We start from the raw sequence: 15,005 nt of genomic DNA on the forward strand, positions 1-15,005 counted from the left end.
ACCTCCACAGACATCACCCGGATCAGGACGAGTTCGGTAGCTTCCGCCGACTCCGACCCGGCTATTCGCAATTCCGTGCACGTCCTGCGCGCTTGTCAGGTCGCCGATAACGAAACCATCGACCTGCTCGCGTAATTCACTTAGCTCGGTAGCCGCTGCGTAGAGTGTGCATGCAGAACCGCACGGTGCCCGTCAGATAGCAGTGACTGTGCTGTCGCGAGGCCAAGTCCGTCGGCACCGCCGGTATAAGACCCGTGCCATGTCTACCCTCCTGCGACTTTGAAAAGCCGCTGTAGATGTCCGTTGCGGTATAAACGCCGGAACGGCCCGGCCGATGCCTCTTTGATCACGCCAGGACGGGTCGTGATCCGAGTGCCTCACGCTGATTGTCCGCAGGCGGCCTTATACGGAACCACAGCGCATAAAGCGCAGGCAGGAACACCAGCGTCAGGACCGTTCCACCCAGCGTCCCGCCGATCAGCGTGACCGCCATCGATCCCCAGAATACCGAACTGATCAGCGGCACAAAGGCGAGCACGGCCGCGAGGGCGGTCAGGATCACTGGGCGCGAACGCTGTACGGTGGCTTCCACCACCGCATGATACGGATCCATCCCCTCCCGCTCGTGATCGTGGATCTGCCCGATCAGGATCAGCGTATTGCGCATCAGGATGCCCGCCAGCGCGATCAGACCGAGGATCGCGTTGAACCCGAACGGCTGGCCCGTGACGAGCAGCGTCGGCACCACGCCGATGAGCCCCAGCGGCGCGGTCAGCAGAACGATCGCCATCGCCGACAAGCTGCGGACCTGAAGGATGATCACGACCATCATCAGCACTATCATGATCGGGAAGATCGGCGCGAGCGCGGCATTCGCCTTGCCCGCCTCCTCGATCGAGCCGGCCATGTCGATATGGTAGCCTGATGGCAGCGTCTTGATGATCGGCTGCAACTTCTCGAGCATCGCGGTCGATACGTCGGGCGGCTGCAATCCATCGGCGATGTCGCCGCGAACCGCGATCGTCGTCAATCGGTCGCGGCGTTGCAGGATCGGATCTTCCATGCGGACTTCGAGCTTGCCGATCTGGCTTACGGGTACGCGCTGGCCATTGGAGCCGGTCAGCATGTAATCGCCGATGCGCGCCGGATCGAGCCGATCGCTGCCACTGGACCGCGCCACAACGTCGACCGTCCGGATATCCTCGCGCGCCTGGCTGACCGTCGTACCGGTCAACAGGAACTGAAGCTGCTCGGCAACGTCGCTCGATGTCAGCCCAAGCGCGCGCAACCGGTCCTGCTCGAGCACGAAGTGCAACGCGGGCGCACGGTCGCCCCAGTCGGCGTTGACGGTACGCATCGTCGGATCCCGTTGCATCACGCCCTGCACCTTGTCGGCGATTACGCGAACGGTTGCGAGATCGGGGCCGCTGACACGGAACGCGACGGGGAAGGGGGAGTAGGGGCCGAACACGAGTTGCGTCGCGCGAACCCGTGCCTGTGGCGCGAGCCCCTCCGCCGCGGCCTCACGCAGCCGCACCTTCAAGGCGTCGCGCGCCTCCTCATCGGCGGTCAGGACGATGATCTTGGCAAAGGACGGGTCGGGCAGCTCGGGCGACAGCGACATGAAGAAACGCGGTGCGCCCTGACCGACATAGGTCGTGACGACCTTGGCTTCGGGCTGTTTGCGCAACCACGTCTCGACCTGTTTCGCGGCCTCGCCGGTCTGCGCGATCGCGGTACCCTTGGGCATCTGGACCTCGACCAGCACCTCGGGACGGTCGGAGGCGGGAAAGAACTGCTTGTTGACCAGCGCCATGCCCGCGCCTGCAATCAGGAACGCACCCAGCGTCGCCAATACGACCAGCAATTTGCGCCGCACCGCCCAGGCGATGATGCTGCGGACCCTTTCGTAGCGCGGCGTCCGGTAGATCGCGGCGTGCCCACCCTCGATCGGCTTGATCGCGGGCAGCATCTTCACACCCATGTACGGCGTGAAGATCACCGCGACGAACCACGATGCGATCAGCGCGAAGCCGACCACCCAGAAGATGTTGCCGGCATATTCGCCTGCCGTCGACTGCGCGAAGCCGACCGGCATCAGCCCGATCACGGTCACCAGCGTGCCGGCCAGCATCGGCGCAGCGGTATGGCTCCACGCATAGGCCGACGCGCGGATGCGGTCGTATCCCTCCTCCATCTTCACCACCATCATCTCGATCGCGATGATCGCGTCGTCGACCAGCAGGCCGAGCGCGAGGATGAGCGCACCGAGCGTGATGCGGTCTAGCACCCGGCCGGTCGCCCACATGATGACGAGTACGACCGCCAGCGTCAGCGGTACGGCGGCGGCGACGACGATGCCCACGCGCCAGCCGAGGCTGACGAGGCTGACGATCATCACGATCGCAAGCGCCTCCAGGAAGGTGTGCATGAACTGGTCGACCGCGTCGGTGATGTTGACCGACTGGTCGGTGACGCGCGTGAGGCTCATCCCGAGCGGCAGTTCGTCGCCGATCTTCGCGACCTCGGCGTTCAGCGCTTTGCCGAGGTCGAGCCCGTTCCAGCCCTCGCGCATGACGACGCCGAGCAGCAGGGCGGGTTCGCCCTGGCTGCGGATGAGAAAGGTTGCGGGATCCTCGTAGCCGCGTTCGACCTTGGCGATCTCGGACAGCCGCAGCGTGTTGCCGTTCGCGACGATCGGCAGGTCGCGGATCTTCGACAGGTCGTCGAATGCGCCGTCGAGGCGGACCACGACCTGCTGTCCCTTGGTCTCGATCGAGCCCGCGGGCGTGATGAGATTCTGTCTCGAAAGCGCGGCGAAGATGTTGCGGGGTGAGACGCCCAGCGTCGCCAGTCGCTCTTCGGCGAACGCGACGTAGATGCGTTCCGGCCGCTCGCCGACGATGTTGATCTTGTTGACGCCGGGCACATGCAGCAGCCGCTGGCGCAGCGTCTCCGCCTCGCGCGCAAGCGAGCGTTGCGGCTCGCCCTTAGCCTTCAGCGCGTAAAGTGCGAAGGTGACGTCGCCATACTCGTCGTTGACGAACGGCCCGACCACGCCGCGGGGAAGGCTCGGCGCCTCGTCGCTCATCTTCTTGCGCGCCTGGTAGAACTGCTCCGGCTTGTCCTTCGGGGGAGTGGTATCGCGCAACGTCAGCGTGGTGAAGGCGAGACCGGGCCGCGTGAACGTCTCGCTGCGATCGTACCAGCGCAGTTCCTGCAGGCGTTTCTCGAGCGGCTCGGCGACCTGATCCTGCATCTCCTGCGCGGTCGCGCCGGGCCATGCGGTGACGACCGTCATCACCTTGATGGTGAAGCTCGGATCTTCCGCGCGCCCCAGCCTGGTGAAGGCGACGACCCCGGCGATGATGATCGCGATCAGGAAGAACAATGTCACCGATCGTTCGCGGACAGCGAGCGCCGACAGGTTGAAGCGGCCGGGTGCCTTTTGCTCGTCGCCACTCATCGTGCGGCAACCCGGACGATCTGGCCCTGGTGCAGCATATGCGCACCCATCGCGACGAAGCGGTCACCCGATCTCAGGCCCGAAGTCACGGTGGCGGTTTCTTCCCCGATCGCGGATATCTTCACCGGTCGCCATGTGATCCTTGGCTGCGCGTCGGCACCGATAATCCATACACCGGCCCCGTGGCCGGTATCGCGGAGTGCGCCGAGCGGGACTTCGGTCGCGACCGCGTCGCCGGGCTCTGAAAGCGTGACGGTCACGGTCGAGCCGAGCGGCGCACGCGCGGTCGCCCCGGCGAGGACATACCGGGCCTCGAACGTCCGCGACGCGGCATTGGCGGAATCGGCGAGCTGCCGCAGCGTCGCGCTGCCGGTAGCCCCGTCGAAAGTACGTGCACGCGCGGTCGAGCCCAGGCGCGGTCGCAGCGTCTCCGGCAACTGCACTAGAGCCTCGCGCGGTCCCGATCGGGCGACACGGACGACGATCTGTCCCGCGGCAACGACCTGTCCCGGCTCGGCCAGCGTCTCGACCACGGTCCCGTCGGCATCCGCGAGCAGGACGGTGTAGTTGGTTTCGTTGCGCGCGACGCGAGCCTGTGCCTGTGCGGCGCTCAGTTGCGCGCGCGCCGCGTCTGCCGCGGCCTTTGCCTGGTCATAGGCGGACGCGGAGACGGCGCCTGCGCCGACCAGGTCACGATATCGTTTCTCGTCCGCGCCGGTCTGTTCGGCGCGGGCGCGCGCTGCATCGACCGTTCCCTGCGACGCGCGGGTCGCGAGCGACAGGTCGGTTCCGTCGATCCGCATCAGCGGCTGGCCACGGCGCACGATCTGGCCGGTATCGACCAATCGCTGCGTGACCTTGCCGCCCACGCGAAAGCCCAGGTCGCTCTGGATGCGTGCCGCGACGACCCCTGTGAACTCGCGCGTTGCCGCATTGGCGGCGACCGGCGTGGCGATCCTGACCAGCGGCGGCCGTGTGCGGGCATCTGGCTCCGCGCTATGGCATGCCGTCAACGTCGCGGACGCCAGTACTGGCACGGCCAAGGCGATATACAGTCGGTTCGACACACGGATCCTCCACAGAAGCGGGATCCGAATGTTGCCTTATGACCATATTGTCAACTGGTCACATCGCAAAAGTCTACGGCGCGAGGCTTCTCAGGATGAGCCCGGTGACCTCGTTCTGCGCGTCGGGAAGCAGATCGAGATTGCGCTCCAGATGCAGCGGATCGATGAACGGCGTCATCGCGTAATAGATCGAGCGGACCGTCTCATCGAGCGGCGTCTTGCGCTCGAACTCGCCGTTTTCCCGGCCCTGTCTGACGATCTCCTGGATCATGTCCTGGAGCGACCGGGAATAGGCTTGCGCCGACCCCCAGCGCTCCGACGCGGCTAGGGCTGCGATCTCGTAAATCTTGCGATCCTCGAAGAACAGCGCGACGCCGAGCGTGGTTATGCTCCTGACCATGCGGCGAAACCGGTCGGTCGCGCTGCCGCCCGCGTCGACGGCTTTGCGCGCTTCGGCCAAAATCTGTTCGAGGCGCGCACCGCAGATCGCCTCGCCGATTGCCTGCTTCGACTCGAAGAACCGGTAGATATAGGCCTTCGAGAACCCAATCTCGCGCGCGAGGTCGGCGACGGTCGTCTTGCTGTATCCGTAATGGGCGAAACAGTCGTTTGCGGCTTCGACGATCTGGTCGCGGACCGCATGTTCGGCAGGGCCGCGCGTCGGGGAGGATTGGGGAGCGGGATCGGTCATCGCCGCGTCATAGGGGGACATCGGCCCGTTGACAAACAATGACCATATAGATCATTAGTCATAGACTGAGTCATCGAAGGTCGATCATGCGCCATTTCCGCTCTGCTGCTACCCTGGCCACGACGCTGCTGTCGGTGAGTGGCTGCACGACCGCGCCGCGCTACGCGGTGCCGGTGGCGTCCGCACCGGCCGCCTTTGTCGGCGCCGGCGCCGTCGACACGAGGTCGGCGGGTGCAGGGCAAGCCGATCTCGTCGACTGGTGGCGCCGGTTTCACGATCCGTTGCTCACCAGTTTTGTCGAGCGCGCGCTGGCACAGAATCTCGATCTGCAACAGGCCGGCGCGCGCGTGGCGCAGGCGCGGGCTGCGCTGAAGACCGCCAACGCAGCCCTGCTTCCGTCCGGTCAGGTCAGCGGGCAGGGGGGCGAGATCTATCAGTCGCTGGAGACACCGATCGGCCGGATCGGCAGCGCGTTTCCGCAGTTCGAGCGTTCGACCGAAACCTACGAACTCAATGTCGGCGCAGGCTGGGAACTCGACGTCTTTGGCGGGCGCGACGCCTCGCGCGATGCGGCACGGGCCGACTGGCAGGCGTCCGCCGCCGCTGCGGTAGCCGTGCGTCTTGCGGTCGCGGCGCAGACGGCGGACACGTACATCGCGATACGGGCCTTGCAGGCACGGCTCGGCGTTGCCCGCGCGCAGGCCGATACGCAGGCGCGTCTCGTCGATCTGATCGCGCTGCAATACCGCAAGGGCGTGGCGGCCGAATTGCAACTTCGGCAGGCGGAAGGGGCGCTGGCGCAGGTTCGCGCATCGGTCCCGGCGATCCAGAACCAGCTCGACATGGCGCTGACCGCGCTCGACATTCTCATCGGGGTTCAGCCGGGCGTGACGCGCTCCGAATTCACGGTCGTTACCGCGATCCCGTCTCCTCCGGCGATCGCGACCGCGGGCGGTCCGGCCAGCCTGTTGCGCCGTCGTCCCGACATCATCGCCGCCGAGCGAACGCTGGCGGCGTCGAACGCACGGATCGGCGTCGCGATGTCGGAATATTACCCGAAATTCTCGCTGAGCGGTCTGCTCGGCACCGCGACGACCGCAGCTGGCGGCCTGTTTGGCGGCAATGCGACACAGGCGAACGGCGTGCTGGGCCTACGCTGGCGCCTGTTCGACTTCGGCCGCGTCGATGCCGAGGTGAAGAGCGCCAAAGGACGGAACGCGGAAGCGCTTGGTGCCTATCGTCTGGCCGTCCTGCGCGCATCGCAGGATGTCGAGGATGCCTTCTCGACGTTGGTTCAACAGGAAGCGCGGTCCACCATGCTCAGCCAGGGCGAGACGTCGTTGAGCCGCGCGCGAGATGCCTCGTTCGCGGCCTACAAGGGCGGGGTGTCGAGCCTGATCGAGGTCCTGGATGCGGATCGTCGCCTGCTCGAAACGCGGGACGGGGTGATCCAGGCACGCGCAGCCGCCAGTCGTGGTGCCGTCGCGTCGTTCCGGGCGCTTGGCGGGGGCTGGGATCCAGTTGCTCCAGTGACCTTATCGACGCCTGCAATGTGAGGATAACCCATGACGACCGATGCCCTCACAAATCCCGACGGCCTTGCTCAGGTTCGTGCTCTGCTTGCTAGCGGACGACAACCTCCTCTGGGCGAGAAGTTGGGTATCTATCTAGTCGAAGCGGAACGTGGCCATGCCGTATTCGAAGCCACGCCCGACGGCACGTCCTACAACCCGATGGGATCGGTGCATGGCGGATATATCTCTGCGATCCTAGACAGCGCCTGCGGTATCGCCGCCCACACCGGTCTGAAACCAGGGTTAGGATATACGACACTGGAGCTGAAAGTGTCGTTCCTCCGCTCCTTGAACGACGCCAGCGGCAAGATCAGAGCGGTAGGGCGCCTGATCTCGATGGGTGGCCGCGCGGCTTTCTCCGAGGCCACGTTGTTCAACGAAAAGGGACAGATTTGTGCCACCGCGACGTCCACCCTGCTCGTCTTCGAACTCCGTCCCGCTAAACCCGCAATCGATATCGTGTGACGTCTGGATGCTGCAGTTTTACCCTGGCGTACCGCTGCCGGTCGGTCACGCCAATCCAGCAAATGCAGATGCTTGGATGTCGTTACAACTCGCGGGGCTCTCATATACTGACCACGGGAACTGGTTGCAGCGAACGGTCTCTGGTCTCCCTTGAAAGTTGCCATCTAACCGGATGAACGAACGGCCGGATTTGGGAAGTGAATATGAGGTCACAAGCGTCTGCTTCTGGGTCACCCTACCTGCCGCGGAACCCCAAGTTTCTGATACATCGTCGGCACGCTGCCATTGGTCTTCCACGCACGTCATTAGGGTTTCATAGTCGCAAAGTAGCAGATTGCATGGCCTGCGCACCGAAGACATTTCTAGATGGTAAGGGTAATCATGTCCGCTTTGCCACTGCCCACGCTGCGCGATCGTTGGGGTGGGCGACGACGGATTTGTTGCTCGCGTGGCATTTGCACAGTGTCGTTGGGTTTTCCGGGACGACGGTATCGATCCTGCTAGCGCTGTTCCTGTCGACCGGAGCGCTGGCTAATCTTAGCGTCGGGATTTTATTGACGGTACGAAAGGCTACCGGTCTCGATTATGTACGGGTGCAACTCTTTGGGGCAATAGCCACCGCCATATTGTTTGCGGGACAGTTTCTCGTCGTCGATCCGGTCGCAGTGACGGTGATCGCTTTCGCGTTTCGCATTGTTTATGCGGCGCAGGATGTTCCGCAAAATGCTCTTGGGTCACTGCTGCCCGATGATGACAGCGATGCGAAACGCTATGCGCGGTTGCGGGTTGTTTTGAGCGGTGTGATGCGGGTGGTTGCTGTGTCGGTCCACCTTTTGCTGTATCGGGGCGCTGCCGATGTCATCGCGTTTGCGGTTATCGGCGGTCTGAACGTAGCGAGTGCGATCGGCCTTCGAGGACTGCGGTTCCCGGACAGGCCGTGTGTTCGACCGACCGCCGATGAGCCTGCAACGTCATGGCCGACCGGGCTTCCCAAGCTTCTGCTGGGATTCGTCGTAGCCGCGGCGGTTCTGCCGACCATGAGCCGCCTTCTGATCTTCGCGCCCTCGAGCGACGGCGGGATGCTGCAGGCTGGCGGCTCAATGCTGACCGCTTTCTGCGTGGGATCGGTCGCGGGCCCGTTCGCACAGCGCCGCTTGGTCGACGCGTTCGGCGAGCGCATCGCGCTGATGACCGGCATCGTCGTCATACTCGCAAGCGCGATGCTCGTGACGTTTGGCGACGGGGTACCGGTACGCGCTCTGGCGGCAGCCGCGCACGGTGCCGGCCTGGGTATCGTCGGTGTCCATCTCTGGACGAGCGCCGCCCGCGTCGCGATGGACGACGCGGCATCGGGGACACGGCGCGACGGGATGGTGGCCAGCGCGGTGATCCTGACGACCCATGTGTCGATGGCGGCAGGGGCGTTGTTTCTCGCGCCGTTGATTGATGCGTATGAAGCCGGTGACCCGGTTGCGGCGCTGGCCGCGCTGGTCATCGTTGCGGTCGGCGGCATCGTGCTTGCGCTGACCGAACTCCCGCTCAGGCGAAGAACACCGCCTGTAGCGGCATGAGTGCGGCGCCGATCGCGCCGGCATCGCCGTCGACCTGACGCGCGACGATCTGCGGCAGGCGGAAGGGCTGACCGTTCCGCTCCGGACTTGGTGGGAGCGTGATGCGCGCCGCCAACCGTTCGGCCAGCCAGCCCGGCAGACGTCCGCCGATCACCACTTTCTCGGGCGCGACGATGTGGCCGAGCAGGAAGGCAAGCGAGGTGAACGGCCGTTGCGCCTCGCTGAGCCATGCCTCCACGCCAGGCGTCTCGCTATCGAGCGCGTCGAGCATATCCTCGACCGTCGCATAGTGCGTTCCCGCGTCGGCGACATGCGCGCGGAGCCGGTCGAGATTGGGATAGCCCTGATCGAGCATCCACCAGACGCCGCCGAAATCGCCGGCGTTGCCAAGCGCGCCGCGGACCGGCTTGCCATCGGCGATCAGCCCGCCGCCGAAGCCATTGGTGAGATGGCAATAGGCGAATGTCGGACAGTCCCGACCGACCCCCAACAGACTCTCGGCAATCGCCGCCGTCGTCGCCACGTTGTCGCAGAGCACCGACACACCGAGCGCGGGGCGCAGCAGGGCGGGGATGTCCGCATCGATCCAGTCGGCAAGGATCGCCGGGGGATTGAAGCGTAACGGACCCTCGACGAAGAACCCCGCGAAGCCGACGCCCGCCCCGACGATCCGGTCGGCGGCGATCCCGGATGAAACGACCAGGTCGTCCCGCATGGCATCAAGGTGCGCCACGACGGCCGCGCGGCGGCGATCCTGTAGCGGGATGCGGCGGGTACCACGGACCTGTCCCGCCAGGTCGACGATCGCCATCGACAGCGCGTCGCCGACGATGCCGATCCCCAGGCCATATGCGATGTCGGGTGCTAGCCGTAGCGTCACGCTGGGATTGCCGCGCCCAGGGGTGCTGCGTGCGGAGGCAGTCACCAGTCCGTCGTCGATAAAGCCGTTCACCAGTCGCGCGATGCTCGGCTGCGACAGGTTCAGCCGTAAGGGCAGATGCGCCTGCACCGCGCTGCCCTGCTTGACCAAGAGGTCGAGCAGCGCGCGTCCGCCGCTGCCGATCGGTTTTACCCAGGATGGCTGCTCGATCTGGCCGATCGGCGCAGCATGCAATTTCGACGTCATTCTACTGTCACTCTTTTACGATAGCAGGCGAATACTATTCGATCAGAGGGTAGCGGTTCGGTGACGGAACGCAACCGGGTCGGAGGGGGACTGGGTCTCCACGGCGGCATGCGGCGCGTCAGCAGCGAACCGACCGCACAGCGATGTGTCGGACGGAGCGATGGCGCCTGAATGCGTCGGGAAGGGCCTCGGGATCGAGACAAAAGGGGCAAGGCAATGAATTATCGGTATTTGCGCTATCTGTTGGCGGCGACGTCGCCGTTTGTATTGGCCTGTCCGGCGTTGGCGCAGGAGGTGACGCAGGATCGGCCCGCCGGCTCGCCGGCTGCGACGCAGGAGGCCGGCACCGATCCTGCACAGGCTGGCGCGGACATCGTCGTCACGGGGACGTCGACGCGGCAGCGCAAGTTCGACGCACCCTATTCGGTATCGACGATTGACCGCACGACGATCGACCAGGCCGCACCGCACAGCGTCGCCGACCTGCTGGCCGCGACGCCGGGGATCACCGCCGAAGCGTCGGGCGGCGAGGGCGGCGGCGAGAACATCGTCATCCGTGGCCTGCCGTGGAGCGGGTGGCGGCTGATCGACCTGAACCAAGACGGCATGCCGCTGTTCGAGAGCAACACCGAACGCTTCCTCAACGTCGACGAGCTCTACCGCGTCGATCTCGACACGCAGCGCGCGGAAATCGTTCGCGGCGGCACCGCACCGCTGTTCTCCAACAATGCGCCTGGTGGCGTCGTCAACTTCATCACCAATCACGGCACGCCGACCTATTCCGGCGCGATCCGGCTGGAGTCGGGCACGGGCAACCGCGCAAGGACCGACGTGATGATCTCGGGGCCGATCACCGACCGGCTGATGGCGAGCGTCAGCGGCTTCTATCGGCGCGACGACGGCCTGCGCAATCCGGGCTTCGACAATGCCGACGCAGGCGGCCAGTTCAAGGTCGGTGCGACCTATAAGCTCGACGGCGGCCGGATCTGGGGCGACTTCAAATATCTCAACGATCGCAGCATATTCTACACGGCGGTCCCGCTGGTCGATCCGGTATCGGGCGGATCGCTGGAGACCCTGATCGATCCGCGCAACGGCACGCTCAGTTCGGCGGCATTTCAACGAGTAACGCTGCGGACTCTCGACGCCAACGGCCGCGCGAACACGATCAAGCGCGACCTGCGCGACGGCATCCATCCGGACGTCTGGACGGCGACGTTGGGTGCGGATCATGAGCTCGGAAGTGGCTTCCGGCTGACCGGGACGTATCGCCACACTGAAGGGACGACCGGGTTCGATTCGATCCTCAACGGCGGGCCCGTGACCGCATCGTCTTTCCTCGCCGGACGCCTGGCGTCGGCGCGCACCGCGTTCGGGTCGGGGGTCTCATCGCTGCGCTATGTCGTGGCGGGCACCAACACCGTCTACGACCCCGCGACGACTGCGAACCTGGTGATGGCCAACACCGTCGCCAGCATCCGCACGCGACTGCGCTACGATGCCGGCGACGTGTATCTGAACAAGACGCTGGAGACGCCGATCGGCAGCCATGCGCTGACCGCGGGCGTGTATTACAGCGACTATCGCTATGCGCAGGACCAGTCGCTCAATGCGCTGCTGGTGAATGTAAAGAACCAGCCGACCGCGCTCGACGTGCAGGCATTGAACGCGGCGGGGCAGGTGGTCGGTCGCGTCACCGAGAACGGCTTCATCAGCTACGGCGCAGGCGGGCAAAGCGGTTCGCTCGACGGCCGGTCGGTCGCCTTCTACCTTGCAGATACTTGGGAGGTGACGCCCGCCTGGTCGATTGACGCCGGTGTTCGTCGCGTCTCGCGCAAGCAGGACGGCGTGCAGGGTGTCCTCGGCACCGTCAACGCCGATCCGACCGGCGCGATTGCCGCGCGAACCGTGCAGGGCGTGGTCCGCACCGTGGCTCGGTCGGAGAATCTGAAGGGCACCAGCTGGACGGTCGGCAGCGGGTATATCTTCGCCCCCAACGCGAACGTCTTCGGCCGCTACACGCGCAGCTTCAGCTATCCACGCTTCGACACGATCCTGGGCGGTGCGACGCTGCCGGGTTCGACGGATCCGTTGCCGGTCGCGAATGTACAGCAGGCGGAGGCGGGCTTCAAATACGCGCTGCCCGGCCTGCGCGTGACGACCACCGGTTTCTGGTCGGAATTCGACAAGCTGAACGGTGGTACGCAGGTCGCCGCGGCGGACGGGGCGATCACTAACGCCAACATCATCTACGACACGCGGACCTACGGCGTCGAACTCGAGGCGGTGGTTTCGCCGTTCGCGGGCTTCGACGTGACGGCGGTGGGGATGTGGCAGAACCCCAAGATCATCAGCGTCGACACGCTCACTGGCACGAATGCGCAAAGCTCGCAGGGTGGCGACATCGCCCGCGTCCCGCGTGTCCAGTTGACCGTGACACCATCCTATGCGGTCGACTTCGGTGAGGCGAAGGCGAGGCTCTACGGCAGCTTCTACACGATCGGTCGTCGCTTCCAGGACGCGTCCAACCTCAGCCGCCTGCCTGCCTATTCGTCGGTCGATCTTGGCGCGTCGATCGAAGTTTCCGGACTGGAGGTTCGCGGACAGGTCAGCAACCTGTTCGACGTCGTTGGCCTGACTGAGGGTAACGCGCGCGCCGCGACGATCGGGACGGGCGGAGTCGCCGATGCGACGGTCGGCCGCTCGATCTTCGGCCGCAACTTCACCGTGTCGCTCACCAAGCGCTGGTGATTTCCAACCAGGTTCGCGCTGCCATCGCCGCGATGGCGGTGCGTCCTCCTTTTCGAAAGTCCGTCATGTCCCTTCGTACCGTCCTGCCCGCTACGGCGGCGATGCTTCTGTCCACCGTCACGCCCGTCAACGCGCGTAGCGACGGTCTCGCCGTCACGCGGCGTGCGCTGGCCGATCCGTCATCGTCCCACTTGATCGTGGTTGCGCATCGCGGATGCTGGCATCCGGCGCCCGAAAATTCGCTTGCCGGACTGTCCGCCTGCGTGGCGCTCGGCGTCGATGCGGTCGAGCTCGACGTCCGGCACAGCCGCGACGGTGTCGCGGTAATCGTCCACGACGAGACGCTGGATCGCACCACGAACGGATCCGGACCGGTTGCGGATCACGACTGGGCAGAACTGGCGGCGCTTCGGCTCAGGGCCGGGCACGGCGGCAAGGACGCACCGCTGACCGATCAACGTATTCCGACGCTCGACCAGTATCTGAAGGCGGCGAAGGGGCGCGTGATGATCGTGTTCGACGTCAAGGACGGCAGCCAGCGCGAGACCTTCGCGCATATCGAGCGGGCGCACATGGCGAACCAAGCGATCTTCTTCTACGAATGCAACGACGCCAAGCTGGCCGACGCGATCGCCCCGTTCCGCCACCGCGTGACGACAATCCCGATCATGTTCGGGAAGGACGGTCCGCTGTCTCCTGCTGCGCGGCGGTGTACGTCGAACCCGGCGGGATGGGCGCATGTGAAATGGGGCGATGCCGGTTGGCTGCAACAGACTGCTGCCGCGCGCGGGAACGTGCGGCTATGGACCGCGACGATGTTCCCCGCCGACAATGCGGGTTTCGACGATGCTCGGGCGCTGACCGATCCGGATGCGGTCTGGGGTGCACAGCGGGCGGCGGGCGCGGCGATGATCATGACCAACCAGCCCGAGCCGTTGGTCGCCTATCGCGCGCGCGCCGCACAATAGAAGATCAATGATTTTCTGATCGTGCGTGAAGTAAATCGAGCATCGACGGACTCGGCGGGCTAAGGCGTCGGTATTGCCAGCCGACAGGATGATCGCGTGCGCCCGAAGCCGGAAATACTTCTCTCCGAGGATCAGAAACGCATCGTCTGGGATCTGCGGATTTCCGGCCCGAGTGCGCGAACGGCCCTCGCCGACCGGCTCGACATGCACAATGGCGCGGTCACGCGGCTGAGCCGCGAGCTGATCGCGCTCGGGCTGGTCGAGGAGCATCTCCAGGACCAGCGCGGTGGTCGCGGGCGGCCGATCGTGCCGCTCGGGATTTCGAGCCGGGGCGGCTATGCGGCGGGCGCGACCGTGCATCCGGGCTGGCTCGAGATTGCGCTGGTCGATTTCACCGGCACCGTGATCGTCCGCGATCTGGAACCGTTCGACAGCCCCGATCCGCGCGCGTTCGTCGAGGCCGTGGACCGGCGATTGCGCGGGCTGAGCATGAGCTACAAGATGCTGCGATCGCGCTTTCTGGGGCTTGGCGTGGCGGCGACCGGGCCGACGCTCGCGGGCGATCCGACGCGGCGCTGGGCGGTCGACTGGTTGCAGGGCTGGCGCGATCTCGACCTGCAGCGGCTGTTTGCGGATTATCTGGGGCTGCCGGTCTGGATCGAGAATGACGGGACGCTCGCCGCGCTGGCCGAATATTACGACAGCGGGCTGATCCGGACATGCAGCTCGGCGATCGTCTTCTTCATCGGCCACGGCGTAGGCGGGGGGATCATCGTCGACCGCGCGATCCTGCGCGGCGAACACGGCAATGCCGGTGAGATCGGCCGGCTGTTCCCGGGTGGATCGGCGCGCCCATCGGGGATCGATCTGCTCGCCGAGCTACAGGCGGCGGGTGCGGCGATCCACGCGCTGAACGAGGTCGAGATCCATCAGGACACGCATGCGGCACTGATCGCGTCGTGGGTCGAGCGCGCCGGGCGGCAACTCGCGGTGGCGGCGGACAGCGGGGTCGCGTGGCTCGATCCCGGGGCGATCGTCGTGTCCGGAGCGCTGCCGCTGCCGATCCTTCGGGCGCTCGGCGAGGCCCTCGAGCGGGCGGAATGGGCGACAGCCTTCCCGCATCTGCCGCGGCCCACGGTGTACGTGTCGCGGCTCGGTAGCTGGGCGGCGGCGGTTGGCGCGGCGTTGTTGCCGATCCACCAACTCGCCGCACCGAATGTCGCGCGCTGATCCGATTTATTTCCGATTAAATAAATAAAACTGCCACAACCGGGGCCTAGCCGCGCCGTCACTGGGGGCGGGCAGTCGACGCCGGCCGAACGGGGC

10 protein-coding genes are annotated in these 15,005 nt (G+C 65.5%); 6 read left to right on the plus strand and 4 right to left on the minus strand.

The features are described from left to right. Window positions 1-346: 346 nt before the first annotated feature. From IFR23_RS11510 to IFR23_RS11520, 3 genes are all read right to left on the minus strand, one after another. Window positions 347-3,466, minus strand: coding sequence for an efflux RND transporter permease subunit (locus IFR23_RS11510; protein ID WP_192976028.1), 3,120 nt, complete (start codon window positions 3,464-3,466; stop codon window positions 347-349). After that, window positions 3,463-4,503: an efflux RND transporter periplasmic adaptor subunit gene (locus IFR23_RS11515; RefSeq protein ID WP_342344943.1), complete on the minus strand. Its 1,041-nt coding sequence runs from the start codon at window positions 4,501-4,503 to the stop codon at window positions 3,463-3,465. The genes IFR23_RS11510 and IFR23_RS11515 overlap by 4 nt, the downstream gene beginning before the upstream one ends. 103 nt (window positions 4,504-4,606) lie before the next feature. Beyond that, entirely contained in the window at window positions 4,607-5,224 is a 618-nt protein-coding gene (locus IFR23_RS11520; protein ID WP_192976030.1) for a TetR/AcrR family transcriptional regulator, read from the minus strand. A gap of 86 nt (window positions 5,225-5,310) precedes the next feature. Here IFR23_RS11520 and IFR23_RS11525 point away from each other — a divergent pair, with 86 nt between their 5' ends. The 3 genes from IFR23_RS11525 (at window position 5,311) to IFR23_RS11535 (ending at window position 8,834) form a co-directional block, all read left to right on the plus strand. Continuing rightward, on the plus strand, window positions 5,311-6,780 hold the full coding sequence (locus tag IFR23_RS11525; RefSeq protein ID WP_192976031.1) for an efflux transporter outer membrane subunit: 1,470 nt from the start codon (window positions 5,311-5,313) through the stop codon (window positions 6,778-6,780). 9 nt (window positions 6,781-6,789) lie between these two features. Continuing rightward, window positions 6,790-7,263 carry a PaaI family thioesterase gene (locus IFR23_RS11530; RefSeq protein ID WP_192976032.1) on the plus strand — a complete coding sequence of 158 codons (474 nt, stop codon included), beginning with the start codon at window positions 6,790-6,792 and terminating at the stop codon, window positions 7,261-7,263. Window positions 7,264-7,601: 338 nt separating this feature from the next. Then, window positions 7,602-8,834 (plus strand): hypothetical protein, encoded by a 1,233-nt coding sequence (locus IFR23_RS11535; RefSeq protein ID WP_192976033.1) that lies wholly within the window; start codon window positions 7,602-7,604, stop codon window positions 8,832-8,834. On the opposite strand, the gene IFR23_RS11540 is transcribed toward IFR23_RS11535, so the two are convergent. Beyond that, window positions 8,803-9,960 carry an ROK family protein gene (locus IFR23_RS11540; RefSeq protein ID WP_192976034.1) on the minus strand — a complete coding sequence of 386 codons (1,158 nt, stop codon included), beginning with the start codon at window positions 9,958-9,960 and terminating at the stop codon, window positions 8,803-8,805. The genes IFR23_RS11535 and IFR23_RS11540 overlap by 32 nt on opposite strands. A gap of 216 nt (window positions 9,961-10,176) precedes the next feature. On the opposite strand from IFR23_RS11540, the gene IFR23_RS11545 reads away from it, so the two are divergent. The 3 genes from IFR23_RS11545 to IFR23_RS20545 all read left to right on the plus strand — a co-directional run bounded on the left by IFR23_RS11545 (window position 10,177) and on the right by IFR23_RS20545 (window position 14,909). After that, window positions 10,177-12,711, plus strand: a complete 2,535-nt coding sequence (locus IFR23_RS11545; RefSeq protein WP_192976035.1) for a TonB-dependent siderophore receptor — start codon at window positions 10,177-10,179, stop codon at window positions 12,709-12,711. 65 nt (window positions 12,712-12,776) lie between these two features. Continuing rightward, window positions 12,777-13,679: a glycerophosphodiester phosphodiesterase family protein gene (locus IFR23_RS11550; protein ID WP_192976036.1), complete on the plus strand. Its 903-nt coding sequence runs from the start codon at window positions 12,777-12,779 to the stop codon at window positions 13,677-13,679. 96 nt (window positions 13,680-13,775) lie between these two features. Continuing rightward, window positions 13,776-14,909, plus strand: coding sequence for an ROK family protein (locus tag IFR23_RS20545; RefSeq protein WP_192976037.1), 1,134 nt, complete (start codon window positions 13,776-13,778; stop codon window positions 14,907-14,909). Window positions 14,910-15,005 lie beyond the last annotated feature (96 nt).

Source organism: Sphingomonas sp. CFBP 13603 (assembly GCF_014892665.1).
In the GTDB taxonomy this organism is placed as follows: Bacteria; Pseudomonadota; Alphaproteobacteria; order Sphingomonadales; family Sphingomonadaceae; genus Sphingomonas.